Source organism: Corynebacterium sp. CNJ-954 (assembly GCF_001942345.1).
In the GTDB taxonomy this organism is placed as follows: Bacteria; Actinomycetota; Actinomycetes; order Mycobacteriales; family Mycobacteriaceae; genus Corynebacterium.
Genome location: NZ_MKKI01000016.1, coordinates 1 through 25,096, shown reverse-complemented (window position 1 = coordinate 25,096; position 25,096 = coordinate 1). Strand labels below are relative to the sequence as shown.

At 57.1% G+C, this 25,096-nt stretch carries 16 protein-coding genes and 2 pseudogenes; 8 read left to right on the top strand and 10 right to left on the bottom strand.

Annotated elements, in window-relative coordinates; all coding sequences use genetic code 11:
• From BJF89_RS07430 to BJF89_RS07420, 3 genes and pseudogenes are all read right to left on the bottom strand, one after another.
• Positions 1–226 (bottom strand): redoxin domain-containing protein (locus BJF89_RS07430; protein ID WP_139311929.1); only part of this gene is annotated, 226 nt, incomplete at its 3' end.
• A gap of 489 nt (positions 227–715) precedes the next feature.
• A complete protein-coding gene (locus tag BJF89_RS07425; RefSeq protein ID WP_075813680.1) occupies positions 716–1,420 on the bottom strand; it encodes a FadR/GntR family transcriptional regulator in 705 nt (234 codons plus the stop codon).
• 1,406 nt (positions 1,421–2,826) lie between these two features.
• Positions 2,827–4,008, bottom strand: a pseudogene (locus tag BJF89_RS07420) (IS3 family transposase).
• Between BJF89_RS07420 and BJF89_RS07410 the strand changes: the two are divergent.
• The 3 genes from BJF89_RS07410 (at position 4,007) to BJF89_RS07400 (ending at position 6,580) form a co-directional block, all read left to right on the top strand.
• Positions 4,007–4,564: an IS110 family transposase gene (locus tag BJF89_RS07410; RefSeq protein WP_369803667.1), complete on the top strand. Its 558-nt coding sequence runs from the start codon at positions 4,007–4,009 to the stop codon at positions 4,562–4,564. The pseudogene BJF89_RS07420 and the gene BJF89_RS07410 sit on opposite strands and share 2 nt — an antisense overlap.
• A 60-nt stretch (positions 4,565–4,624) precedes the next feature.
• Entirely contained in the window at positions 4,625–5,368 is a 744-nt protein-coding gene (locus BJF89_RS07405) for a transcriptional regulator (RefSeq protein WP_083650564.1), read from the top strand.
• Between the two features lie 153 nt (positions 5,369–5,521).
• Positions 5,522–6,580: a MalY/PatB family protein gene (locus tag BJF89_RS07400; protein ID WP_222843812.1), complete on the top strand. Its 1,059-nt coding sequence runs from the start codon at positions 5,522–5,524 to the stop codon at positions 6,578–6,580.
• Positions 6,581–8,361: 1,781 nt separating this feature from the next.
• On the opposite strand, the gene BJF89_RS07390 is transcribed toward BJF89_RS07400, so the two are convergent.
• The 3 genes from BJF89_RS07390 to BJF89_RS07380 all read right to left on the bottom strand — a co-directional run bounded on the left by BJF89_RS07390 (position 8,362) and on the right by BJF89_RS07380 (position 12,628).
• Positions 8,362–9,330, bottom strand: coding sequence for a D-cysteine desulfhydrase family protein (locus BJF89_RS07390; protein WP_075813674.1), 969 nt, complete (start codon positions 9,328–9,330; stop codon positions 8,362–8,364).
• 144 nt (positions 9,331–9,474) lie between these two features.
• Complete coding sequence (gene nhaC, locus BJF89_RS07385; RefSeq protein ID WP_083650563.1) at positions 9,475–10,950, bottom strand: Na+/H+ antiporter NhaC; 1,476 nt, start codon at positions 10,948–10,950, stop codon at positions 9,475–9,477.
• Positions 10,951–11,426: 476 nt separating this feature from the next.
• A protein-coding gene (locus BJF89_RS07380; RefSeq protein ID WP_139311927.1) for an IS3 family transposase occupies positions 11,427–12,628 on the bottom strand; the annotation gives its coding sequence in 2 pieces (ribosomal slippage) (positions 11,427–12,329 and positions 12,332–12,628; 1,200 coding nt in all).
• Positions 12,629–13,532: 904 nt separating this feature from the next.
• On the opposite strand from BJF89_RS07380, the gene BJF89_RS07370 reads away from it, so the two are divergent.
• Together BJF89_RS07370 and BJF89_RS07360 are read left to right on the top strand one after the other, a co-directional pair.
• Entirely contained in the window at positions 13,533–14,657 is a 1,125-nt protein-coding gene (locus BJF89_RS07370) for an NAD(P)/FAD-dependent oxidoreductase (RefSeq protein WP_075813667.1), read from the top strand.
• A 1,031-nt stretch (positions 14,658–15,688) separates the two neighbouring features.
• Positions 15,689–16,714: pseudogene (locus BJF89_RS07360) on the top strand (DDE-type integrase/transposase/recombinase); the annotation flags it as partial.
• A gap of 625 nt (positions 16,715–17,339) precedes the next feature.
• On the opposite strand, the gene BJF89_RS07350 reads toward BJF89_RS07360, so the two are convergent.
• Positions 17,340–19,457: a PhoX family phosphatase gene (locus BJF89_RS07350; protein WP_075813661.1), complete on the bottom strand. Its 2,118-nt coding sequence runs from the start codon at positions 19,455–19,457 to the stop codon at positions 17,340–17,342.
• A 306-nt stretch (positions 19,458–19,763) separates the two neighbouring features.
• Here BJF89_RS07350 and BJF89_RS07345 point away from each other — a divergent pair, with 306 nt between their 5' ends.
• Entirely contained in the window at positions 19,764–20,063 is a 300-nt protein-coding gene (locus BJF89_RS07345) for a hypothetical protein (protein ID WP_139311926.1), read from the top strand.
• 33 nt (positions 20,064–20,096) lie between these two features.
• Here BJF89_RS07345 and BJF89_RS07340 read toward each other — a convergent pair whose 3' ends face one another.
• Positions 20,097–20,828 carry a bifunctional 2-polyprenyl-6-hydroxyphenol methylase/3-demethylubiquinol 3-O-methyltransferase UbiG gene (locus BJF89_RS07340; RefSeq protein ID WP_075813684.1) on the bottom strand — a complete coding sequence of 244 codons (732 nt, stop codon included), beginning with the start codon at positions 20,826–20,828 and terminating at the stop codon, positions 20,097–20,099.
• Between the two features lie 157 nt (positions 20,829–20,985).
• Here BJF89_RS07340 and BJF89_RS07335 point away from each other — a divergent pair, with 157 nt between their 5' ends.
• Positions 20,986–21,879, top strand: coding sequence for a fructose bisphosphate aldolase (locus tag BJF89_RS07335; RefSeq protein WP_075813657.1), 894 nt, complete (start codon positions 20,986–20,988; stop codon positions 21,877–21,879).
• Between the two features lie 370 nt (positions 21,880–22,249).
• On the opposite strand, the gene BJF89_RS07330 is transcribed toward BJF89_RS07335, so the two are convergent.
• Together BJF89_RS07330 and BJF89_RS07325 are read right to left on the bottom strand one after the other, a co-directional pair.
• Entirely contained in the window at positions 22,250–23,227 is a 978-nt protein-coding gene (locus BJF89_RS07330; RefSeq protein ID WP_083650562.1) for a bifunctional 2-polyprenyl-6-hydroxyphenol methylase/3-demethylubiquinol 3-O-methyltransferase UbiG, read from the bottom strand.
• Entirely contained in the window at positions 23,224–24,111 is an 888-nt protein-coding gene (locus tag BJF89_RS07325) for a bifunctional 2-polyprenyl-6-hydroxyphenol methylase/3-demethylubiquinol 3-O-methyltransferase UbiG (protein WP_075813682.1), read from the bottom strand. Before BJF89_RS07325 ends, BJF89_RS07330 begins: the two co-directional genes overlap by 4 nt.
• A 288-nt stretch (positions 24,112–24,399) precedes the next feature.
• On the opposite strand from BJF89_RS07325, the gene BJF89_RS07320 reads away from it, so the two are divergent.
• Positions 24,400–24,690: a hypothetical protein gene (locus BJF89_RS07320; RefSeq protein ID WP_075813653.1), complete on the top strand. Its 291-nt coding sequence runs from the start codon at positions 24,400–24,402 to the stop codon at positions 24,688–24,690.
• Positions 24,691–25,096: the final 406 nt, after the last annotated feature.

Here is a 25,096-nt window from a genome sequence, read left to right as displayed (position 1 = left end):
GGAACTCCTCGTCCAGCTTGCCGAAAGCGGCGATCTCGGTGGGGCAGACGAAGGTGAAGTCCTTCGGGTAGAAGAACACGACCTTCCACTTGCCCTGGTACTTGTCGAGGTTCACGTCTTCGAAGTAGTCGTCCGGCTGCTGGGCGTTCGCCTCGTGCAGGTCGCCGCCCTTGAGTGCGGTGAGATTGAACTCGGGGAACTGGTCACCGACGGTGAGAATGGTCATGCGTCATGCCTCCTGGAAGCAATGGGGTACAATGTAAACTCTTATATCGCTGAGCGATAGTACCACACTTGACGCGCAAAATCTGTACATTTTTCACATGCATGAGAGAGGGCATTTCGGACAGCCCAAACATATAGCTACTTCTGTATAGTTATATAGGAGGGTTAGTCAGTAGTCCAAATCCATCATAAACTAACTTGGCAGACCATTGACACCCTCGCTAGCTTCGGAAAAGCTTTTTCATCTAAATCATCGTGGCGATACAAATTCCATATATACGCTGCGGCCATCATCGCACCACAATTAAAGAGATACGTTTACGCATAAACTTCAATAACTGGCCTGATTATAATTATGCGCTGCAGTAGCACCCTTCGGCAAAGATGTCGTTGCGTTCAAAGTTAATAAAAAAGCCAATATTTTCCAGTTTACTAAATGCGCCAGATTAACGCCATATCATTGGTCGCTCAGACTTCGAAGAATATTTTCCTAGTGCGCATCGTGCTTGAATAAATATCTTCTCGCCCTGTTTGTCTGGTACGACACGTCACGAACTAGAGCCAGGCAGCCTCCCTCGATCGCATCCAACAATTCTATATAGAGTGATAGTATCCTGACCGGATAAGACTGGTTCGCCTCAGGATCAGAAAAGACAACACAGGGCTCCTTGATGAGCTTGTCTATTCCAGTATAGAGTTCAGCCAGTAAATTATTGCCGGTCATACGAATAATAGTAAATCTGATCGTTCGGTCAATATTAAATAACTCTTCAAATTGAGATAATCTGCATGCCTCTGATACCTCCATTCTAGCTCGCTCTACTTCACCCGTATACTGCTTTCCATAGCTTTCTGCGGCCATGATAGGAGAAAATTCGTCAAGTGCACGACGGATATCCAGAATGCTACCAGTGCCCAGGCTGTTCATTCGGTTGCGCATTACTGCCTCTAGCTCGTTCGCGGCCCGGACGTAAGTTCCGTCTCCCACGCGGGCCTCCAACATCCCCAAGTGGCTCAAGGTACTCACTGCCTCACGCAACGTCGATCGACTAACGTTCATTTTCTTGACCAGATCATGTTCTGGCGGGATTCGGGTACCCACTGGCCATGTCCCGGAGGCGATCTGTTCACGTAGGGAATCAACGAGTTGAGACGCTAGGCTCGGCGTCCTTCGAGGCGCGCGTAATGTATTCATTTTAGGGATGATACCATAAAGCTTCCGAAGTTGCCGTGCCGAACGAATTCTCGATCGGGTCACGATGGGATAGATTACCAATTACAAACACCGTGTCAGTTATACTATATTAGCAAGTAATATATTTTGAAAAAGTCTATATTTGAATATTCCGGCGCTCACTATATGCGGCCGTAGAATCAGCACCCTGGTCCTATGCAAATTTAGTGACACGCAGGCTGGCCTTCCGTATTTGATATTCATTAATCGCTCGTCGTTAAAAATCCTGCCCGTCGCGCTATCTATACTGTATTTTCTAATATTCTCGCCCCCCCCCCGGAAATCACCTATCCCCAGAAAAATAGCGATTATTCCTTAGGCGGTCAGCACAACACGAGGGGCGACTAGTGCATTTTCCTCCCTATCTTATTATTCACCATCGATGACCGTCCGCGGTTAATTATTCATGGCCTGTTGAACTTAACCTCTGTCTGAGCCGCCAAAACTATTGACGCCTATACCTTCGGAGTTCTCCCGTAGCAACCGTCGTTTGGTTTTCTATCTGGTCAGACGCGGCCGCGGCAAATGCGGGTCACAGAAGAACACCAGGCGCCCGTCGCTCCAATCAACCTGGAGTCTTATCCGATTTCATTTCCGAGATCCGACGTGCTCGTGGTGAAACTCGCCGACAGTAACGCGTGGATCATTGTAATATAGGTGTCACCGGTGGCCGTCGATCCGCGATCGCCGTCGAGTCCGCCCAACAATGTGCGTTAGCCTACCGAGTGTGTACCGCTGTCCCAGTCAACCAGGAGAATCTCCGCCCCGACCACGAGACCGCCCTACCCATGCCCCGTGACCATACATGCGGCGTATTTGACAATGGTCTGGTTGTGCTCGTCGCTGAGCCGGCCCACTGTTGATCCACGCACGTCGGCCACGGAATCCCGGCTTCGATGTGGGTCTGCAGCACATCCTCCCTGTGCGAGGAGGACTAGTTCCTGTTAAGAGAGTCGTTTCAGCCATGGCCGGATACAGTCTCCCTGCACCGAGGCTAGAACTGCACAGCCAGCTTGTCGCACCTCATCATCCGTTACGTTGATTCTGTCCTCCCATCCTCAGGGGCAAGCCACTGACCTCGGTATGGCTGATTCCCCCTGTTATTCCAGATGATCCGGGGGGTACCACTGAGGTACCAGGACACACGCTGGACCGCTCAATAGGGACGCGGCTCACCGACCTTCGGATGCGGTGAATTCTCTTTGTAGACGTGATTGCCCGCAACACGTGTCCAACCACCACCAGTGACCTTCCACCACAACCAAACACCGACCTCCCCACTTCAAGGAGAGGACCGTCATAAAAGACACCACCTACGGACCTCTCAACTCGGCCGGGTCTGGTGCAGGAAGAGGTGACAGTTCTAGTTAGGCCGTGGGGACCAGGTCGTTGTTCATGATGGTCTCGAACTCGATGGGCGTCAAACGGCCCAGGCGGACCTGTCGACGCCGCCGGTGGTAGGTCCGCTCGATCCAGGTCACGATCGAGATCCGTAGCTCCTCACGGCTGGCCCAGGAGCGTTGATTCACGACATTCTTCTGGAGCAGGCTGAAGAACGATTCCATAGCCGCGTTGTCGCCGCAGGAACCGACCCTGCCCATCGATCCGACGAGGTTATGGTGGGTGAGCTCGCGATGTAGTTTCCTGCTTCGAAATTGCGATCCTCGATCTGAATACACGATGCAACCCAAAACGTTGCCGCGCATTCGGACGGCGTTGCGGGCGGCTCGGACCGCGAGTGATGCCTTCATTCTCGAGTCGATCGAGTAGCCCACGATTCGACCGCTGGACGCGTCATTGACAGCGCAGAGATAGAGCTTGACCTCGGTGGTCTTGTGCTCAGTGATGTCGGTCATCCAGAGCTGGTTCGACCGATCCGCGTCGAATTGGTGACGCTCACGTCCGTCCTCGTCGATGACGACGCAGAGATCGTCGTGAACCGCGGGGCCGGGCCTCTTGCCGTTCTTGCCCCGCTTCTTCCCGAACACGCTCCACCGACCGTTCACCGAAGCGATCCTCCATGCCGTCCGGTCCGCCATCGTCGCGGGCTTCGTCCGCGAGGAGCCGATACCCGAACTCGGGGTCGTCACGATGCGCGTCGAACAGCGCATTCGCTCGATACGCCTCCTCCAACTCCCGCCTGGTGACGGGGTCGCGCAACCAACGGTAGTACGGCTGCCGGGCGAGCTTCAAGACCCGGCACGACACCACGACAGGAATTGCATCTGCGGCGAGCTCGGAAACGAGCGGGTACATCATTTTCCCGGCCGATGAGCCTGCGACAGATACGCCGCCGCGCGCCGCTGGACCTCGTTCTCCTGCTCGAGGAGGCGGTTGCGCTTACGGAGCTCACGCAACTCCGCCGACTCGGACTTCGTCTCACCCGGCTGCTCGTCGGCCTCGATACGCGCCTGACGCATCCACTTATCGAGCGTTCCGACATGAACACCAAAGTCTTTCGCGATCTGCGCGAGCGTGACCTCCGGATCACGGTTCTCCGCAACTCGAACCACGTCGTCACGAAACTCCTTGGGAAATGGCTTGGGCATGATGACATCCTTCCAGGCCAGCCCTCCGGCTAGCCATCTTCGATGTCACCTGTTCCTGCACCAGAACCGCCTCGACGTCGGCAAAACCGCCCACCACGGCTGTGCGCTCACCACCGCCGGCAGCAGACTCTACGCCAGGGCCCTGCCCGAGGACGAGGCCAGCCTGTGGGCCGTCTTCGACGAACTCAAGGCCCATGACAGTGTGCCGCTGATCGTATACCAACCGAATACTATCGGCGCCCTACCAGTCGGCGTAGCGAGGTCCTGCGACTGCGCGGTCGCCTACCTGCCCGGCCTGGCGATACATAAGGCCGCCGACCTGTACCCCAGACAGGCCAAGACTGATCCGCGGGATGCGTTCATCATCGCCAGTACGGCGCGCACGACACGTGCCACACCCTGCGTACAGTCAACCGTAAGTGCTGAGGTGTTTTCCGCACTCAAGATGCTGTCCGGCCTGGATGACGACACCAAAGTGATGGACCCCTCCGTGCTGCCAGCGACCTGCCCCCCTGTTGCGCAACATGAAGTTGAAAGAAGATCAACAAACGGTTGACCTCTCCACGTGCGCAAGGTATCCTAAGCCCACAAGGCTTCAAAAATACGAAAGGACTACATGGCAGGCCACGGAGAGCTAGAAAAAACAATACAGCAATTACTCGACTCAGCATCGCGGCGAAGCGTCGATGGAGAACGTCTCGTAGCCGTCCTATCTTCACTGGTTGAGCCTATCGGAAAATCTTTGTCCTCATCGACTGAGGTCGTACTACACGACCTCAGCCTCCTGCCAAACTCTATAGTATCGATACACGGGGATGTGACAGGACGAAAACCGGGCGGCCCATCGACAGACCTACTCCTACAAAAGATTACAGAATCATCCTCCGATCAGTTAATAGGATACGAGACTTATCTTCCAGACGGGAGGAAATTGAGGTCCTCGACGATGATAATCCGAGACCTAGCGAAAACACCTGTTGCAGCTTTCTGCATAAACACAGACGTAACAGCCTGGGAGGTTGTTGCCAATATGGCGTCCTCCATTTTAGGAAAAGAAACCGACGATCGAAAATCGCGTAACGAAACAAATAATTCAGAAAAATTCGTGCGTACCGTAGATGAACTAAGTGACCATATTCTTCGTCAGGCAATAGATGAGGCAGGATTACCTGTACCTAAAATGCAAAAGCATCACAAGCTTGCAGTAGTAGCCACATTAAAGGCACGTGGAATGTTCCTACTGCGGAATGCAGCCGACACAGTTGCGGGCGCCCTAAATGTATCTCGATTCACTATATATAACTACCTTAATGAGATAGAAAAGGACCCGCCCGATATTCCGCCAGAACGTCCCGAATAAAAGTTCCAGAAAACATCCCTTTCCAGAGAAAGCAGAGAGATAATAATGCCTAGCCCCGAACAGCTCGACAGCATCACGATCGACCAACTACGGAACCAAGGGAGCTTTAAGTGGACCGCGCATCCCGACTCCATTGGTGCATTCTTCGCCGAAATGGACTTCGGAACTTCCCCTAACGTCCAGAGCGAACTGAAGAAAGCAGTGGACACGCCACTCCTAGGCTATCTTCCTAAAACTCTTTCCGACGAAATGGCCACTGAAACCGCAAGATATGTGAAGGATAATTACGGATGGAGTGTACCCACTTCAGATATTCACCCCATCTCTGATGTCACCTACGCAACCCGACTAGCCATTGAGCACTATTCTCGGCCGGGTTCTCCAGTGATCGTCCCCACGCCTTCCTATATGCCATTTCTTACGGTACCTGGAGATGTTAATCGTGAAGTAATACAGGTGCCTATGATCGAAAAAGATGGCACTATGAAACTAGATCTCGAAGGAATCGAAAGAGCTTTCCTTGCCGGAGGGAATCTGCTAATCCTATGTAATCCATACAATCCAATTGGTCGGGTTTTTACCCGCGCCGAACTCGATGCTCTGAGCATCGTGGTGGAAAGAAATGAAGGAAGGGTCTTCGCGGATGAAATACATGCGCCGCTCGTATACTCTCCGCATAAGCATGTTCCTTACGCTAGCATCTCAAGAATTACTGCAGGACATACGGTTACCGCTTATTCAGCATCAAAAGCATGGAATATTCCTGGCTTAAAGGCTGCCCAATTCGTTGTTACAAACGAGCAGGACCGAGAGGTATGGGATAGAATTGGATACCGAGCTTCTCACACATGCAGTATCCTCGGCGTTATTGCTAACACGGTCGCCTACTCAGAAGACCGAGAATGGCAAAAAGATATTCTGGAATATCTCGACGGAAACCGGAAATACCTCGGAAGGCTACTAAAGGAGTATATTCCTCAAATAGGTTACCAGGAGCCTGAAGGAACGTATATCGGATGGCTCGATGTCCGCAGTCTAGGGTTTCATAACGGCGCTGCAGATTTTTTCCGAGAACGAGCTGGGGTAGCGCTTACAGACGGAGAAGCCACCGGCACAGCGGGGGTTGGCTACCTGCGCCTCATTTTCGCCACGCCACGACCAATACTCGAGGAAGCAGTGGAGCGGATGGCCCTCTCTTTACGGGCACAATAGGACTCTAAATCCAGGTCTCTTCGAGGCAGAATGTGGGGCATCTTGATTCTTCGATTCAGTAGTCAAGAGGAGTAGCGGACAACGTAACGGCTCCTGGAATGGCACGGCGATTATTAGCAAGAGACAACCTCGCTCTTCTCGATTTAGAGTGCGTTGGCCCTGCTCTCCAACTGTCCCCAAGTGAATCAGCGACCGCAATATGTCGTGGACTACAGATTCCTGAAGCCCAAGGCGATGCCACGCAGGTGCTCCAGCCGGCCGTTGACGGCTTCGCCCAGCCTGTTGAGTGCGCCACGTCGAAGTACTCCGAAGTATCGCCTCGGCGCCACAGCGGCCCACCGAACTGCGCAAGCTGCTCCAACCTTCTCGGCAGGCCCTTGCGCAGTGTGATCAGCCGTTTCATCAACTCCATGCCTTCGGCCGCTTGGGGTGCGAGTACGCGGCGATCACGTCCTGGTAGAACCCCTAGGTGCCCTCCAGGATGATGCGGTCATCGTCGGCCTGCCACAGAACCTCCAGGCACTGCTTCTGCCGCCCAGTCAGCAATCCGGTCCTGGTCACAGTGTTTCTCTGTGCATGTACAGCGGGTCATCCCTCCAACCGCGCTGCCCGTAGGTCTCTCGCTACTGGCATTGGATAGGATCGGTGAGCTTGTCAGCTGCCAAGTGCACAAGATGGAAAGGATCCATCACTTTCCGGGACGTGGGCATGGCCTGCTGTACGGCGATGACGTCGCAGGCGAAGCCATCCCCGGTTATCATCTACACCTCGGCACGGAAGCCCAGATCACGCTCAGTCAACCGGCTCCGCAGGACCTCCGCACGACACCCCGGGCGCATATCCAGCAACCGGGCAGGGCTTCCTCCGGCGACGGCCGGGGTCAGAACCGCCAGTTCCGTCACGAGTGACGAGGGCTCACCGGGGCGACGGGTATGCTTTCACCCATGTTCGTCAACAACGAGGATCCGCACCCCGTCCACGTGGGCCGGATTGGGGTAGACGTGATCACGGATCAGCTTCTACGGCGACGTTGTTGACCAACTCTCAGCCCACTCCCCGAAATTTGGTGATGGAGGACAGGCGCACAGGCGTCTACCATGAGGCGCTGCAGTATCCAGCGGGTTTCCCGCTGGGTTAGCTTCGACCCGTCATCGGCACAGGCCAACGCGGCTTGGGAGATTCGCGGGTCATAAGCGTCGTTGCCTCAGTTGAAGCGCAGTACCCAGACGTGCAGACCCGTCCACCGGCAGGTCGACTAGCTGTCGGATGACTTGATCTCGTCGGACACCTGAGCGTCCACAGCAGGGGCGCTGGTCGTCAACAGCGACGGGGGTGGCGTTGATGACGGCAATCGGGCTGACGTCAGCGGCGTCGGTGATCTCCAATCCGTTCTCCGCGGAGCGGCATATGATGTCGGCGACGAGAATGCCAGGAGTCTGCACTGTAGTGCTCGGGAAATGGTGTCGTCGACAAGATTGCCAATAGTGGGCCGAAGGAAGTCACGGCCCAACCGAATCGCACTCCGCGATCCCTTATCTCGCATCGGCCACAACCTGCGATATCGCACCTCACAGGCCCTGCCTCCCTCAGCCACCTACGTGCTGCGAAACATGGAAATCCAGCTAAACCGATAAATAAATATCTCCATAAAGTATGACCCGGACCTGTATTTAACGGAGGTTCAACAATTATAAGCTTAGACTTTCAACCATACGATAACCTAACGAAAACATCCCACCGCACCACCACTCATTAAATAGTAGAGTTAAAATACGTTATATTTAAGCCAGTAACGCCGCTGCACCTCCGGTATGCAGAAAAATAACATCCGCCCCTCTTTCAATATGGCCTGAAGCTACGTTTCCTAAAATTCCGGCAAAAACCTTGGCCGTGTACGTAGGATCGAGAAATATTCCCTCTGATCGAGCGAGGAGGTCAATAGCTAAACTACCTTCCTCGCTAGGAATACCATACCCTGGCCCTATGAAATCATAGTCAAGAAGAAGATCCTGACTGGACCAAGTACGCTCTAAACCTACGCGCCGAGCCGTCTCATTTACCAACCCAGCGACGAGGTCACGCCTAGCAAAATAGTTAGTGGTAACGACAATGCCAAGAATCTTGGTGCTAGGAAAGTGCGTCGCACATCCCACCACAAGACCTGCATAGGTCCCGGCAGATCCCACTGGCGCAACAATGAAATCGGGGTCACCACGCCCCATGTCAGAAAACTGTTTTTTAAGTTCGCGCGCGCAATCAACATAACCAAGCGCTCCTAAAGAATTTGAGCCACCAACCGGGATTATGTAGGGATTCTCCCCCAAGGCGGTGAGATCAAGGCTGCGGCGTTCCATGTATTCACGAGCGTCAACAACGAAGTTTGAGGAGTTTAAGTACTCTACCTGGGCCCCGAGAATTATATCGAGCAGCAAATTACCTCGAGCTTCCTGTGGCTTTTTTCCGTCGAGTACCAGTAGAGCTTCTAATCCACTCTTTCGTGCGGCAGCGGCGGTTTGAAGCGCATGGTTTGACTGAATGGCTCCCGCGGTGATCAAAATAGTGGATTCTTTTCGTTTAGCGTCCTCTACAAGAAATTCAAGCTTGCGTATCTTGTTTCCCCCCGCCGCAATTCCGCTTAGATCGTCTCTTTTGATCATTAGGTTCACCTCCAGCTGCGCGGAAATAGCACCTAGGGGGTGAACCGGTGTTGGGTAGCAACCAAGGGAAGCCTTATCATCAGTAATCGACATAGAATATATTCTATCCTTTCTTCCTTACCAATCGAATATGGGCACTGGGGGCCGATCTATAATAATCGTCCCGCACTTTAATCTAATCTAGTTAGCGGTCGATAATCTATACAGATACGAACCGGTGACGATGGATTACTTTTGCTATGATGCGACCATTGCACCCCTCATCGGCCTCCACAGCGGTCGGTACTTCACTGGATCTGTTTTCCGAAGAAGTCCGATCCCTATTGCCGTGTTAAAGACAGCGACCAATGGCGAAAGTAGGGCAACGAAAACGAACGGGAGATAATCTGTCACAGCAACACCGAATAGACCCGCGTAGAATATCCCGCCGTTTGTCCAGGGAATTATAGGATCGACCATCGTCCCAACATCTTCGGTAGATCTAGACAAGACTGCTCTATTGGTGTCAAATTTATCATATGCATCGCCAAAGATTGTTCCGGGTAACGTGACAGTTGAGTACTGCCCGCCGCCGCCGAGCATCAAGACGAGGCATGTTCCTAGGGTGGCGTAGACGAGGCTGCGGGCAGATCGCATATAAATGACCACTCTATCCATAATAACCGTGATGACTCCGAGGTAGTGTAGGGTCCCCGCGAACATTCCGGCAACTAGAGCTGCTAGAATTACTGCAGCCATCCCAATGGCTCCCCCGCCAGAAACCAGCTCATCTAGATCATCGACTCCAGTCGCTGACGTGTATCCCTCAAACGCGGCAGATAGCACTTGGTTGAGGTTGGCATCTTGCATCAACAGTGCCCAGATTATGCTAAATACGACACCACTTGCAAATACAGAAATTGGCGGTACTTTCCAGAAAGCAAGTCCTATAGTCAACACCATGGGAACTAGGTTCCATATCGAGATATGGAATTGCCCGGACAACCCTTCTGTGAGCCCACTAACGCCGTTAGAATACCCCTCTGCTGTCTGGTGTCCTAGTCCGATGGCGCCGAAAGCTATAAGACTGATAATTATAGCCGGCACCGTAGTATAGAACATCGAAGTGATGTGGTCGAATAGCTTCACCTTCGCCGTGGCGGATGCCAGCAGCGTCGTATCGGACAACGGGCTCATCTTATCTCCGACGAGCGCGCCAGAGATAACACAACCGGCAATCAGCGGGCCTGAGAATCCCATCGCTGTTCCGACAGAAAATAGAGCGACACCAACGGTTCCTGCAGTTCCCCACGACGACCCAATCGCTAGCGAGGTGATCACGCAGATAATGAAAGTCAGGGGCAGGAAGAACGAGGGTTCAATAATTTTCAATCCGTAGTATACGATTGATGGAATAGTTCCCGATATGGTCCATATTCCAATCAACATTCCCACCATTATCATCACGATTACAGCGCTGAGAACATTACGCCCACCGCTGATGATCGCGTCTTCTATGCCTTGCCATGGTAGCTTGATCATTAGTCCGAATATTGCAGCAACGATGAGTGCTGCCATAAGACCAAAAAGTATCTCTCCCCCCGAGAGGACAATTGCCAGTAGCGCAATGATCGGCAGCGCGAGTCCTAGTATTGCCTGCCAGGTCTTCATTTGAACGGCGACTGCTTCAGCGGGAGCTCCGGGCGTGCCTGTTTTTCTGTCATCGTTAGCCATTCGAGGGTACCTCCTCGCGACTGTAGAGCGACCTGGCGCACGCTTGCTCCGGGCGCGTTAGCAGCTGATCTTCTGTCCGATGTCGGGTCATTGCAGCTCTCCTGCGCAGAGATCACGTGGGATCCAGTGGTCTGGTCACGTTTTCTCTATCTGTGTGGCTCCGTAGACTACACGGGGTGTGTAGCGATAGGCAACAGTTAGTTTAAAAAACCTCCCTGTTTGTTGATGTTGCATCGGAGGTTTGCGTGTACCCCGGTACACTCAGGTTCCCGTCCTGACCTGCGTGGACTCTTGGATAGATGCGGTTTTCGCCCGGTAGGGGGACTCCGCCTGGGTCCTTGCACTCTTCGTGCTAGGTCCTCACATTGCGGAACATTGGGAGGCGGGCCCGCACACGGTCGCGCTCGTTGAAGATGCAAGTTGTGAATCATCCATCGGGGCTGATGCAGGAACAGGTGACAGGTTCGGTTTCCTGTTCAGGCGGCTAGTGCCAGCGCCTTCGTTTGCAGTTTCTCCTCGTGGGCAATCGGGGTCAACTTCCCCAGCCCCTTCTGCTTCCTCCTTCGGTGATAGGTTCGCTCGATCCAGGAGAAGGTTCGCGTCCGCAGCTCTTCTCGGGTCCGCCGGGGCTGGGCGTCGAGGACGTTGTTCTGCAGCAGTGAGTAGAACGACTCCATCGCCGCGTTATCCCCAGCAGCACCGACCCGCCCCATGGATCCGACCACGCCGTGGTACTCCAAAGCGCGGAGGAATTTCTTCGCTCGAAATTGAGACCCGCGGTCGCTGTGGACGATGCATCCAACCACCTCAGCCCCAGCGCGGCGACGGTTGGCGATGGCGTTGTTCAGAGCCCGCACCGCCAGAGAGGCCTTCATCCTGTTATCGATGCTGCCGCCGATGATCCGCCGTGAGCAGGCGTCTTTGATCGCGCACAGGTAAAGCGTGCCCTCAGCAGTGTGGTTGTGGTGCTCGGTGATATCGGTCAGCCAGACTTCGTTGAGGGGCTTCATGGTGCTGAACCCACGCCGCACCAGATCGTCATGGACCGGCGGCCCTGGGCGGGCACCCTTGCCCTTCTTTCGGCGGCTGATCACCGAGTACACCCCCTGGGTGTTACACAGCCGCCAGGTGGTGTGGTGGGCCATCGGGTAGCTGACTTCTTCTGCTTCATCGGCGAGGTAGCGGTACTCGAACTCAGGGTCATCCCGGCGGGGATCGATCAGTGCGTTGAAGCGATGGTCCTCTTCCCATTCCTGGTCCGTCGCGGAGTTGGCCAACCACAGGTAGTAGGGCTGGCGAGCGATCCTCAGCACCCAGCACGCCACGGAGACGGGGATACCGTCTTCGGCAAGGTCGCCGACGAGCAGGTACTTCATTTTGACGGGGTCTGAGCCTGCCCGAAGTAGGCAGCAGCCCTGCGCATAAACTCCAGTTCCTGTTCAAGGACCTTGATCCGGCGATTTGCGGCCCGTAGCTGGACCTTCTCATCGCTGGTGGCACCAGACTTGCGATGATCGGCCGTTCCGGCGCCGAGGTCGGCTCGGCGCAACCACTTGTTCAGGGTCCCCTCATGGATCCCGAGGTCGGATGCGATCTCAGAGATCATGGTGTTGGTATCCCGGTTCTGAGCGACCCGGACGACATCGCCACGGAACTCTTTGAGGTAGGGCTTAGGCATGATGACAATCCTTCCAGCCAGCCATCGGCTAGCCAGATCAGTTGTCACCTATACCTGCATCAGCCCCTTATAGAATAAGCGGAGACTAGCCTGCTTTAGGTTAAATGGCATACATACCGGAATGCCCAAGTTAGATGCATTAATTATACTAATACATTTTATTATATAGTAATATATATATGTGGCCATAAATCGCCAGGTTGGCGAGTGAAAGGTCGAAGCAAGCGTTAAAAATATAGACGCAGCAACCAATATGCTTGCCATTGGTTGTCGACGTAAACCAAAAAGCGGCCGACACTGGAAAATATAAGGAACTTCCCCCTTGTATGATCCACTGACCAGTGATATGTTTGGACTAGCAACCGCCCAATATGCCATCCTTGGTTGCAATGGTTGTCCGATCGATCGCGTGAGATACGCATCCTGGCCAGGATTGAGGAAAGGGGCCGCCCACACCATCGCCAGGCTCGCCCTCACACAGTCGTCCCGAGAAGGGTTCGAATTCCTACCCCGGACAATACCAATAACAGCTCATCCCAGGTCCCGGGACGCCCTCGTAGTCCCCTTCCGTACGCCTGTGATGTCCACTATACAACTACAGTTCAAGAAAATGAGGCTACATATACAAGTATCGGAATACTCGCCACCTGAAATTTTCGGCTATATATTTCTCCTGCAACGAGATAGTTTCCAGTAGCCGACTAGGCTGCTGACAGCACCTTCTCGACCAATGTAGCGACGATCGTCGGCGGTGTAAGCAGGAACCTATCGCCCGGAGTTCCAGCAAAAATCTCTAGGAATTCTCAAAAAAAACTCGTGCAGTTTTTCTTTTCACTAGATTCCACTTTATCGGTTCATTGAAATGGAGAACTCTATTTCAATCCCGAAAGTATAGGAGAGCGCTATGAGAACCGCAGAAATCGCAGGAGCAGGCCTAGCTGGTCTGACTGTCGCCACCCGACTCGCACAGCTTGGCTGGAATGTTCGACTGCATGAGCGCAATGAGGAATTGCGCATGTTCGGAGCCGGGATCTGGCTTTGGGAGAGCGGGCTGAAGGCGCTCGAGACCATTGGGGCGTTCAAGGAGGCACTCGAGCGAGCGAAGGAGATCCAGGAGTGGCGGATTGCAGATCACCTTGGGAATACAATGATGTCGCGGCGGTCATCCGCCGACGACCGACTCATGTTACCACCGAGGGCAGATCTATATGAGGCATTAATCAAGCAGGCTCGAAGCTTCGGGGTACAGATCGAGACATCCTCACTCGTAACAAAAGTGGATCCTATGGGACGGATTGAGACCGATAGCGGTTCAAATTCTGACGCTGACCTCGTAATCGTCGCCGATGGAGCTTACTCACGACTACGCGAGTGCATCTCAGGTACGTCTTGGATGGACTTCGGTAAGCAAGCTGGTGTCCGAATGCTCATCGAGCATAATGATGCAGACGGATATCCTGATGATACAATCGTAGAGTACTGGAACGGAAATCGTCGTCTGATATACAACCCCTGTACGGGAACGCACGATTATGTTTTCATGAGCGCCCCCGTATCAGACACGCGTGGCGGAAAGATTCCGATTGACCGCAAGCTCTGGGCGCAAGAATTCCCAGAGGTATCCACCCTTATCGAACGTTGTTCTGAAGGAGGGCGCTGGGACCGCCTAGTGAATGTCCGCTGCAGAACCTGGACAAAGGGAAAAGTCGCCATCATCGGTGACGCAGCCCACGCAATGCCCCCGAACCTCGGTCAGGCCGCCAATACGGCGTTCAACAATGCTATGGCTCTGGCTTACGCTGTTGACAGGTCGACAGACGTGCCCTCAGCGCTGAGAACCTGGGAGGCAACGCAGCGCACTTTAACCAACCATGTGCAGAACTGGTCTTACGGATACGGCTATGTTCTTGGTAACTGTCCGCCGATCCTGGGGAGGCTGCGCCAACAGTGCCTAACAAAGGCTTCTGAGACTTCCTGGTTCGATCGTCAGCTCAATCGCGGGGCAAGGGCGATCCCCGCGGGTAGTTAGTGTCTCGTTTTTGAAGGGCCTACGCGGTTCGGAATGCTAAAACAGATGAGGGTTGGGAGCGATATAGAACGACATGTAGAGACCCTAGCCGGTACATGATGAGAATTTCCACACCTTCATCTGGAACGAATTTTGCCCCTAGAAGGATGCCCTATTGACAACCTCGTCGCCGACATAACTGCCGAGGCTGGGGTGGCGACCGTCATCGACGCATTGCCGATCATCTTCCACGGCGACTGTGGTCGGAATATCTTCCAGGTTTCGCTGGCCTGCACCAATGAGGGGCGAAGCTGAATCACCGGTTTATCCGCTGGATTCTGCAACGACTGGCGTTTGGCCATATCGCCATGGCAACCGCGAAAGCCATGATGGTCAGGTGGCAGCTGATCAACTAGGTCACTGTGCATGCGTGCGAGAACCTTGTCTACAACTCCAGCGAACATGTCAAGAGCGCGCGGATGCTGAGGGGCGACAAGCACGTGTGGGGAAGACTCCGCCAACCCGGGGCCTTTTCATGCGTGACGACCCTGCTGGATCTGAGCGGCCTAGCTGACGGCACCGGCCCAGCCCAGTTGGTGGACATGCGCCCCAGACGCAGCGCGCAAGTGCTACGTGAATGGCTGCAACAACAAACGTCCCGCGTTCCGTGGACAGATGCAGGTGGTCGCCATGGACGGCTTCGTATGCTTCGCCGCCGTAGACTAAGCACTACCCGAATCTACCAAGGTGATGGCCCCATTCCATGTCGTGCACCTGGGGCGCCGGAAAACTTACCAACTGTGAGCAGCGACTGTCGCGAGAGATGACCGCTCGACGCGGGGGTACAAGGAAGACCCGTTGTGCGAGCCCCGGTGGTACCTTGCTCAACAGGAGGAACTATCTGGCCGAGCGGCAGAAGCAACGATTGGACCCGCTGTCATGCGCTGATGACGGTTGCGTAGCCCTGCAGTTCGACTGGGGCCCGCCCCGCTGTGTGGTGGACACCTTGACCCCAGCAATGAGCCGGGGAAGAAAGGTAGCGTTCCCCCAAGCCAAAGAACGCCTATACGGAGCAGTTCAAGCGTGACGCCGTCACGCTGTACGAGAACACTCCAGGCATACCAATGAAGTCCATCCCCGGCGAATTCGGCATCAACCGCAACACCTTGAAGAACTGGGTTGGCCGGTTCTCCATCGATCCCCGTACCGGCAGCGACGACCAATCGGAAGCCTCCGCAGTCACCGACGCCGAACGGATCCGCCAACTCCAGTGCGACAATGCACGACTGAGGGAAGAGCGAGACATTCTGAGACGGGTCGCGAAGTATTTCGCGGAAGAGAGGGCTTGGTGAGCCGCTTCCAATTCGTTGACGACGCCAAGGCTGACTATCCGGTCAGGCGGCTCTGCGAGGTCCTGACGATCAACCGGTCCTCGTTCTACAAATGGAAGGACACCACGGCACAACGCCAGACCCGCCTGGTCAACGATGCAGTGCTGGCCGCGCGGATCACCGCGGTGTTCGACGCGAACAACGGTTGCTACGGTGCCAAGCGGATCACCGCCGAGTCGGCCGCCGAAGCCTATGTCAGCGACGTCACCTACCGTCCGATCGCTGACGGGTCGAACATGTACCTGGCCACGGTCATCGACTGTTTCTCACGCCGGCTCATAGGCTTCGCGATCGCCGGTCATACACGCATGTCACTGGTGCAGGAGGCATTGGTGATAGCGGAGAACCAGCGCGGTAGTCTATCCGGGGAAACTTCCCACTCGGACCGCGGTAGCGTCTACACCTCCGGGGTGTTCCAGGACACCTGCCGCAGGTTGGGGGCGTGCCAGTCGATGGGGTCGATCGGTACCCAGCGAGGACAACGCGTTAGCTGAGTCGTTCAATGCCTCGCTGAAGCGCGAGGTACTGCAGGATCAGGTGGCGTTCACCAATCAGCTGGTGTATCGCCGAGTCGTGTTCCGGTGGTGTATCCGCTACGACACGGCCCGTCGGCATTCCTGGTGCGGGCACCTCACGCCGCAAGGGTTTGAGTCGCAGGCGTCAGGTAGACTCCGGCTGGCATCTTAATTACGTCCCCGTGTCCCCCATCCGGGGTTCAGGCCCAAGAAACATAAGCTCCCCGAACTCTCGGAACAAGTCACAAGAGTGGTTGATCCGGCTCGACAAGATTGCCCATGCTGTCAGTGTCTGGCGCTCACAGACACAGAACCTTCCGTCGATCCAGGAGGGAAGTTCACTTGCCGCCGACGAACTCGATGGTGTAATCATTGAGAACACGACGTGGTACCTGATGGTGTCTCTACCGAGCGCCTGGGGTTCGCACTCGACGCGATGGAAGCCACCGCAACGAACTATACGAGGGCCGATATGACTACCGTCGGCACGGGATTCATGGCGGCAGCTAACGCTGTCTGGCTCTTTGCTGGACCGTCGCGCTTGCGGCGCCGCAAGCGGGCAGTCCAGTTCCAAGCCGACGAGTTGCGTGTGGAGATTACGATACTGAACGCTGTTTCTCTTCCTGATGATGCAGCAGACGCCGCGCGTGTTGCGAGTGGTCAGCATCTTCACCGACTCCAGGCGACACTGGCCGTCATGTGTTCCGCGGAAGTCGAGCCAGCCTCATAGGCCAACCATGCCCCGCTCGGTGTGAACCGGAGAGGGCTGCGAGCACGTTAATGCGACGTATGCGGTGCTAGCTTCCGATGCTTTTCGCGTCGTCTTTCCAGACGACCACTGTTGACGGCCGTGCCAGCGACCTGCCGCCGTCGGGCCAGTGCGACGAAGTGGTCTCCACCGTCGCTTCATCGTCTTCACCGGGGTGCTGCACATTGACCAGAACCCGGGTAGCGGTCACGACAGGTCCGCATGTTTCGGCCCCGGCGGGCACGGTGAGGAACTGCTTGGTCAGCCCACGGCTCTCGCCGTCCAGCGAGACCGCGAACAGGCCGTCGTTGGACTCCAGAGCATTTCCGTCGGTGGACACCCACAGGTTGCCGTGGGGATCGAAGGCGAGGTTGTCGGGACAGGAGATCGGAGACACGCTGGACTTGTCGAAACCGCCGAAGTACGTTTCAGCGGCCTGCGGGTCGCCGCAGACCAGCAGAAGATTCCAGGTGAAGTTTTCCCCGGCGTGGTCGTCATCCATCTCCAGGACGTATCCGTTCTTGTTCTCCTTGACCGGTGCGTACTCCATCGTCGGTTCATCGTGTTTGCCAGGGCGTGCGGCACCGCGGTATTCGTTGTTGGTCAATGCGGCGTAAATCCGACCGGTGGCGGGGTGCGGTTGAACATCCTCGGGGCGGTCCATTTTCGTTGCTCCGGCTTTGTCCGCCGCCAGGCGGGTGAAGACCAGGACTTCCTCGCCTGACATTCCTTTGACGTGCGAGGCGACAGAACCATTCGCGTGACAGGTCGCCAGCTTCACCCAGTGGCCGGTACCGTCGAATGCGCCGTCATCCGGCAGTGAGTTCTCCCTGAAATCGGTCGAGTTACCCTCGAACACCGCCACATAGAGGACCCCTTCGTCGAGGGCTTTCATATTCTCCTGTCGCGCCCGCGCAGCCTGCTGACCAGAGTCTGCGGGGGCGTCGACGAACTTCTTCGAAGAGACGAACTTGTAGATGTATTCGAAGCGTGAGTCGTCCCCGGAGTAGGACACGATGGTGCCGTCGCTGGTGATGTGGACGGCGGCGGCCTCGTGTTTGAAACGTCCGAGGGCAGTGTGTTTGACGGGCGTGGAGTTCGGGTCCCATGGGTCGATCTCGACGACCCAGTTGAAGCGGTGGGCTTCGTTGGGTTCTTTCGTGATGTCGAAGCGGTCGTCGAAGCGTTCCCATTTGCGGGCGGTCTCATCGTCTTCCATACCGTAGCGGGCGAAACGTTCCTGTGCTGTCGTACCGTCGGCCCGGGCACCGCCGGCGAAGTACTGGTCGACGTTCTCCTCACCGGAGAGAATCGTTCCCCACGGGGTCACGCTTCCGGCGCAGTTGTTGAACGTGCCGCGTACGCGGGTACCGGACGGATCGGCGGCGGTTGTCAGCAGGTCGTGTCCCGCAGCCGGCCCCGTCACCAGGAATTCGGTCTCCCCGTGGATGCGACGGTTGTAGCGCCCGATGACCGGGGCGAGGTGCCCGTCAGAATCATTGGCCTCGACCTCGACGATCGACAGGCCGTGGTTGGCGATTTCGGTGCGGACCTGGTCCTCGGTGGGGTTGTCCACGTCGTAGCCGGGGAACATCTGTTGCGGCGTGGTGTATTCGTGACTGGCGACCAGGAGGAAGCGGTTGTCCTGCCCGGCGATCGGCAGCAGCTCGGCGAAGTCGCAGTTGTAGCCGAACTGTTTTTCCGCCGCTGCCGGGGTCTGGGTGTCCACGGACCATTGTCCGGCACCCTCGACAACGGGGTCCCCCCACCGGATGACCACCTCGCTGCTGTATCCGGTGGGGACGGTGACTGCATCCCTGGTATTCGGTGCGACTATGTCGAACCGCATCCCGACCGGGGCCGAGGTCGCGTCAGAGGTAGCACCGGAAGCTGCAGCAGCCGACGAGGTCGAGGCTGTCGGCGATGAGTCCTGGCCACAGGCGGCGAGAAGCCCGCCCCCACCGAGGACGACGCTGGCGGTGCCGGCACCACGCAGCAGGGTACGACGGTCGAACTCCTTACGGACGATGTCGCGGAAGTACACGTTGTCGGAGGTGTTGGGGACGGGTTTGGAGCAGGCGTCGCCACACTTGTACACGCAGGTGCGGTGGGATCGGCTGGAGGTGAAGTCGAGTGTGGCCAGGAGGTTTCGGCCGAGCAGTGGCATGGATCTTCTCTTCTCAGGAGCGTCGGGGCGGTCGTCACAGTGCAGTCGGACGACGAATCTACTGAGTAGAGGTAACTTTCTGTAGAAGTTCTGACGGACTTGATGTGAACATATCGAACTTGAGTTAGGGGTTGATTGATCGAGTAGCCATCACCCGACTCCGGGAACCCTAGCCTAGGATTCGCGAGGGCGATGAGGGTCTTGAGGCTCGCCATTTTCTACTTCACACCCCCTAGAGAACCCTGACGTCTACTCTCTCATTCGTTCCAACAGGCCAAACGGTGGCAGCACGGTATCTGCTGCGCTATGCCTCAAAATGGAGAGGTGTTCATCGTCGTGGTGACAGTCTTCGTTTTTTTCGTGGTGGTGTACCTTCTCGGCGAGGGCACCGCCCGCGTGCTCGGATTGCCATACCCAGCAAAAGCACTGCTGGTGATGACGTCCTCGGCCCGCAACGCTCCCCTGATGATCGCGCTGACCTCAGCATTCCTTCCGGAGCATCCCGAGGTCGCCGCAGTACTGGCCGTCGGTATGCTCGTTGAGTTCCCACACCTCTGTACGGTGACTCATCTTCTTCGTCGACAACGCGTCCCTGTCCTACAGTGACACCTCCCCTGACACCGCACGTCACGTCATGCATCAGCCAGTCCGTCCAAATCCGACCATCGGCATTCCTTCCGCGGAACCGGATATGGTCAGGCCCACGTCCCTCGCCTCCACCTCCAGGTCAGCGATACTCAGGGCGCGCCATCGATGGACAGCGGTCCGCTTCTCACGTTCCTCACCGTCAGCATTGACCAGGGTCCACTGCATTGTCCATTCGACCGTCTGATCATCGACCGGGGTCGCCGCGCCGCCAGTACGGATCTCATTCTCACCGATCCTCACCGCGCCGAAATCAGTCCACGGAACCTCCACCACAGTCTCCGGTGGTTGGAGAGCAACGACGAAGCGTCCGCCCTCGGTGAGCCGGTTGCCGAGCTCTGACCACAGTCGCCCGCGCGTGCCATCGTCGAGATGACCGATGACGTTCAGCATGGTGACGACGTCCCACTGCCCGGGCAGCCGGTCAAACGCCCCTGGCACCCCGGTACGAATGACTGTCGTACGCGCCAGAAGATCGCGGTCACGACCCAAGGTCGCGACCAGTCCTACCCGCATCGCAGCCGACGGTTCAACGGCATAGAGTTTCTCTGCTCCCAGGTCCCGAAGAAGCGGAAGGACCGAGCCAGTCCCGGAGCCGATGTCCACGACGACCCCTCCTTGACACTGCCCGAGGAGACTGCGAACTGCCTCATCTGTCGGCGCCTGCCAGTCTGCGACCAACGCCCCGTACCACTCGGCGTTAACTGCGTAATAGTCTTCGTCCATCAGTGACACTCCCCTGTCTTTTCAGCCTTGCCCTGCCAGCGCCGTGGCCTGCTTTGGCGGGGCGGTTGGCTGGCCCACTCTAGCAACTAATGAAAATCGTTGTCACTATGCCTAGACTCGGCCAGTGACACCCTCCCAACCGAAAGGTGCACCCTCGATGCCCGACCCCCAGCAACTCGACCGCTTCACCCACGGCACAGGATTCGTCGCCGCACTCGACCAGAGCGGTGGAAGCACCCCCAAAGCTCTGGCAGCCTATGGAATTGACGAGAACACCTACTCCACCGACGAGGAGATGTTCGACCTGATCCATCAGGCACGATCCCGGATCATCACGAGCCCTGCCTTCACCAGCGACAGGATCATCGCAGCAATCCTGTTCGAAGGCACTCTCGAACGGCAGGTCAACGGGACGGATACCGTCGACTACCTGTGGAACACCTGCGGAATCGTCCCGATCCTGAAAATCGACAAGGGGTTACAACCTGAGGTAGATGGTGTCCAACTGATGAAGGACATTCCAGGACTCGACGACACGTTGTCACGTGCACGTGCCCAAGGTGTCTTCGGCACCAAAGAACGCTCGGTCATCCACTCGGCGAATCCCGAAGGCATCGCCGCCATAGTCGGACAGCAGTTTGCCCTCGCCGACCAGATCCTCGCCGCTGGCCTCGTGCCGATACTCGAACCGGAAATCAGCATTGACACACCCGACAAAGAGGAGGCGGAGAAAATTCTCAAGGCCGAGATACTCACCGGACTGGAAGCACGGCAAGGAGAGAATCAACAGGTCGCCGTAAAGGTCACCATCCCGTCTCAGGCAGGCTTCTACTCCGACCTGATCGACCACCCCGGGGTCGCCCGGGTACTGGCTTTGTCCGGCGGTTACGGGCGGGACGAGGCCAACAGGCTACTGTCCCAAAACCCGGGTCTCATAGCCAGCTTCAGCCGCGCCCTCCTTGACGGACTCACCGCCGGGCAGAGCGACATCGCGCTGACCGAGACCCTCGACTCCACCATCGAAGGAATCTACCGGGCCTCCACAACCTGAAACAGACACAGGCCAGAGGACGAGAACCTCCCCGCACTCCGGACAATCCCCTGCCGCTCGCCGGCAGACCCCTCCAGCGCACCGTCCGCCAAAGACCCGGCGCCACTACGACACCAATGAGCACCGCCCCGTCTATGAGTTGAACCCGGAACCGGGAGAAACCGGTGATCAGGGAACCGAGCACCCGGATAGTGATTCCGGTCAACAGGACCGACAGGATGCCAAAACGGTCGGCCAGCCCTCCCCCGACGAAAAACAGTCCCTGCTGACTGAATGTGCGCAGCAGCAGCTATACCGGGACACGACCGTCGGAGCCGACTCCATCGTGTTGTTGACGGACGACGGCAGGCTAGCGGCCCGGGCTGGCAGCTCACCGACGCGCCAGAATGACGCCGAGTGGCGGAGTTCCGACCTCCACCAACCAGCAGTCACTGTAACCGGCGTCCGCGCAGGCCTCCCGATAGTCCGGCCAACTGTGCGCGTTCCCCTCGGGGGTTGCCACGAGCATCTGCAGCCCGAACGCCGCGCCGACCGGACCACGGTCGCGCATCCATGTGGCAACGGCGAGCTGACCGTCCACTGCCAGGCGTCCGTGAATCCGGTGCAGCAGGTTCCGCATCCTGTCGAGGCTGAAGATGTTCGTCAGGGTTCCGCACAACACCAGGTCGAAGGGCGCGTCGTCCTCACCAATGCCGTCGAAGGCGTCTCGGGCCACAACACGGACCCCGGCGTCATCAAGCCGGCGGGTCGCTCCTGCAGTACGCAACGCATGGACGACCGACGGGAGATCCTGCAGAACGGTGTCACAGCCGCGGCGCGCGAACTCGACAGCGTAGGCTCCGTGCCCACCACCAAGATCGAGGACACGACGCGGGTACGGAGGCACCGCTGCCCCCTCGAGGCACAGGTTCACCACCGACTTCACATACGGCTGTACAGCCGATTCAAGCAGCGCAAGCCCCGCTGCAGGAGATGGTCGTGCCGGTTCGGTGGGGGACGTCGCCCTCCGGTCACGGACCCGTTTCGGCACAAGATCGGCCCACCGGCGGATCCAGGCGGCGTGTTGGACCAGTGCGGCACGTTCCAGGCGATCGGGATATTCCGGGCCCACCGACCAGACAGCGCCACCGACGACCATGCCGCGCGAAGCAAGGACGGAAAGTACGGCGGACACGCCGTCGACGTGAGTGTGGGTGCGCTCCGCGATCTGTACGGATGTCCCGGGAAGGGCATCCAGGATGCCGGTGGCCACCGCCGTGTCAACAGCGATGACCACCCGCCAGTCCGGCAGTGCCTCCGGAGCAGCCAGGGCCGTGAGGTGTTGCATACTGCGCGCAGGGGACGTCATTCAGCTCGCCCGGTCCACAGTACTGTCGGCTGTAGCACGAAAGCATCGGGGTCAGCGCCGATCCATTGTGGACTGTAAGGATCAAGCAATTCGTCTACGCGAGAAAAGTCATCATCACTCATCCCTGCTGCACGCCCGTTCGCTGATGCGGCATGCCTCATCTCCGGCCAGACAATCGTCTCCAGATAATCCCTGGCCGACGGGTCGGTGGACAGTGCAATCAGTGGGAAAGAGGTCGGTGTGATGTCCTGTAATCCAGCCAGTCTCATCCACGCTCCGAGCCGTTCATACTGGTGTGGACCGTCGTCGGGCAGACCCCAGGTCTTCTCTGAAGCGGTGCGGATCAGCCGTTCCAGCCGGGTGTGTCCGGGCAGCAGCATGGACTGGTAGTAGTTCGTCGTAAACAGGGCCAGCACGCCGCCGGGGGCGAGAATGCGGGAGAACGCGTCGACGATGTCCGCTGGTTCATCGAAAGTTCCCGGCCAGATGACGTCGGATGACCAGATCAGATCGTACGTCTGACCGGTGGCCGCCGCTACGGCGGCGATGTCGCGCACATCACCCACCCGGACATCAACGTGTTCGGAGCCTTCAGCCACTTCACGCGCCAGGTCAACGGCTGCGCGGTCGATGTCCACGGCGAGAACAGTGCCTCCGTGGTCGCGGGTGTCGCACAGGCTGTCCAGTTCCGGCAGCGCCCCTCCGGCTCCGGTGCCTGCGTCAAGAACCCGCACGGGACGCCCGGCGGCACAGCGCTCCACGGCCGGGCCCAACGATGCCACTGCGGCAGCGACGGCACCGGCAGTGAAGGTGCGGTTGGTGAGCAGGTAGTCGAGGTAGTTGTCGGTGTTCGGCCCGTCACCGGTGTCGTGCCAGTCGGTCATGGTGTCCTCCCGCGTCATGTTATTGAAAATCATTTCCATTATTTCCAGGCAGCACGCATCGCGCAAGGGGAAAGCACCCCTTTTCGGGGCTGTTTTCCGATGGAAATGATTCCCGTTTCCCCCGGTCGCGAAGTCATGAGCAGGCGAGAGAAACACTAGTGACAATGACTCCCATTTCATATCGTACGCTGCGACGATAGCGCTATTGAAAACTTACTGAAAACGCGTAGTGTTCAGGACGTAACAGCACGGACCCCACGCAAGCCCGCTACTTCGCAGGAGAAGATCATGACCCACCAGCCGCACGAGAACCACGACCACCAGCACGGCCCCAACTGCGGCCACGTCGCCATCCCCCACGGCGACCACGTCGACTACGCCCACGAGGGCCACCTGCACCGCGAGCACGACGGCCACTGGGACGAGTGCGAGCCCACGGAGCACATCGTCCACGAAGACCACGAGCACCAGCACGGACCGGGCTGTGGGCACGTCGCCGTCCCCCATGGCGATCACGTCGACTACATCCACGACGGGCATCGTCACGCCGCTCACGACGGACACTGGGACGAGCACTAAGCACTAGCAGTCGCTACGTTAGGTCAGGGTTAACGCACGCACTGTCCGGCTGAGAGTCTCGGTGCGGTGTAACGAGATCAGTACGGTGCCGTCGTAGTCGGCAATCGCATCGGAAATTACGCGCTCGGTCTTCTGATCGAGACTGGCGGCACCCTCGTCAACTAGCAGGATCCGAGTTTTCCTGACCAGCTCACAGGCCAGGCACACTCCGGCTTGCTGCCCAGCATCGGGCAGAGTTCGCATCGCACAGCAAAACAATTTTTCCGAGGTAAACAAACGCGATAGTTATCCCGACAATGAATCTGGCCCTGCATGTGTATGACCAGGTCAGTCAGCTGCGTCTCGGCAACCTCGCGGTGTTCTGGATGCCACTGCACTCCGGTCACCGGTGCACTTTCGTGCACCA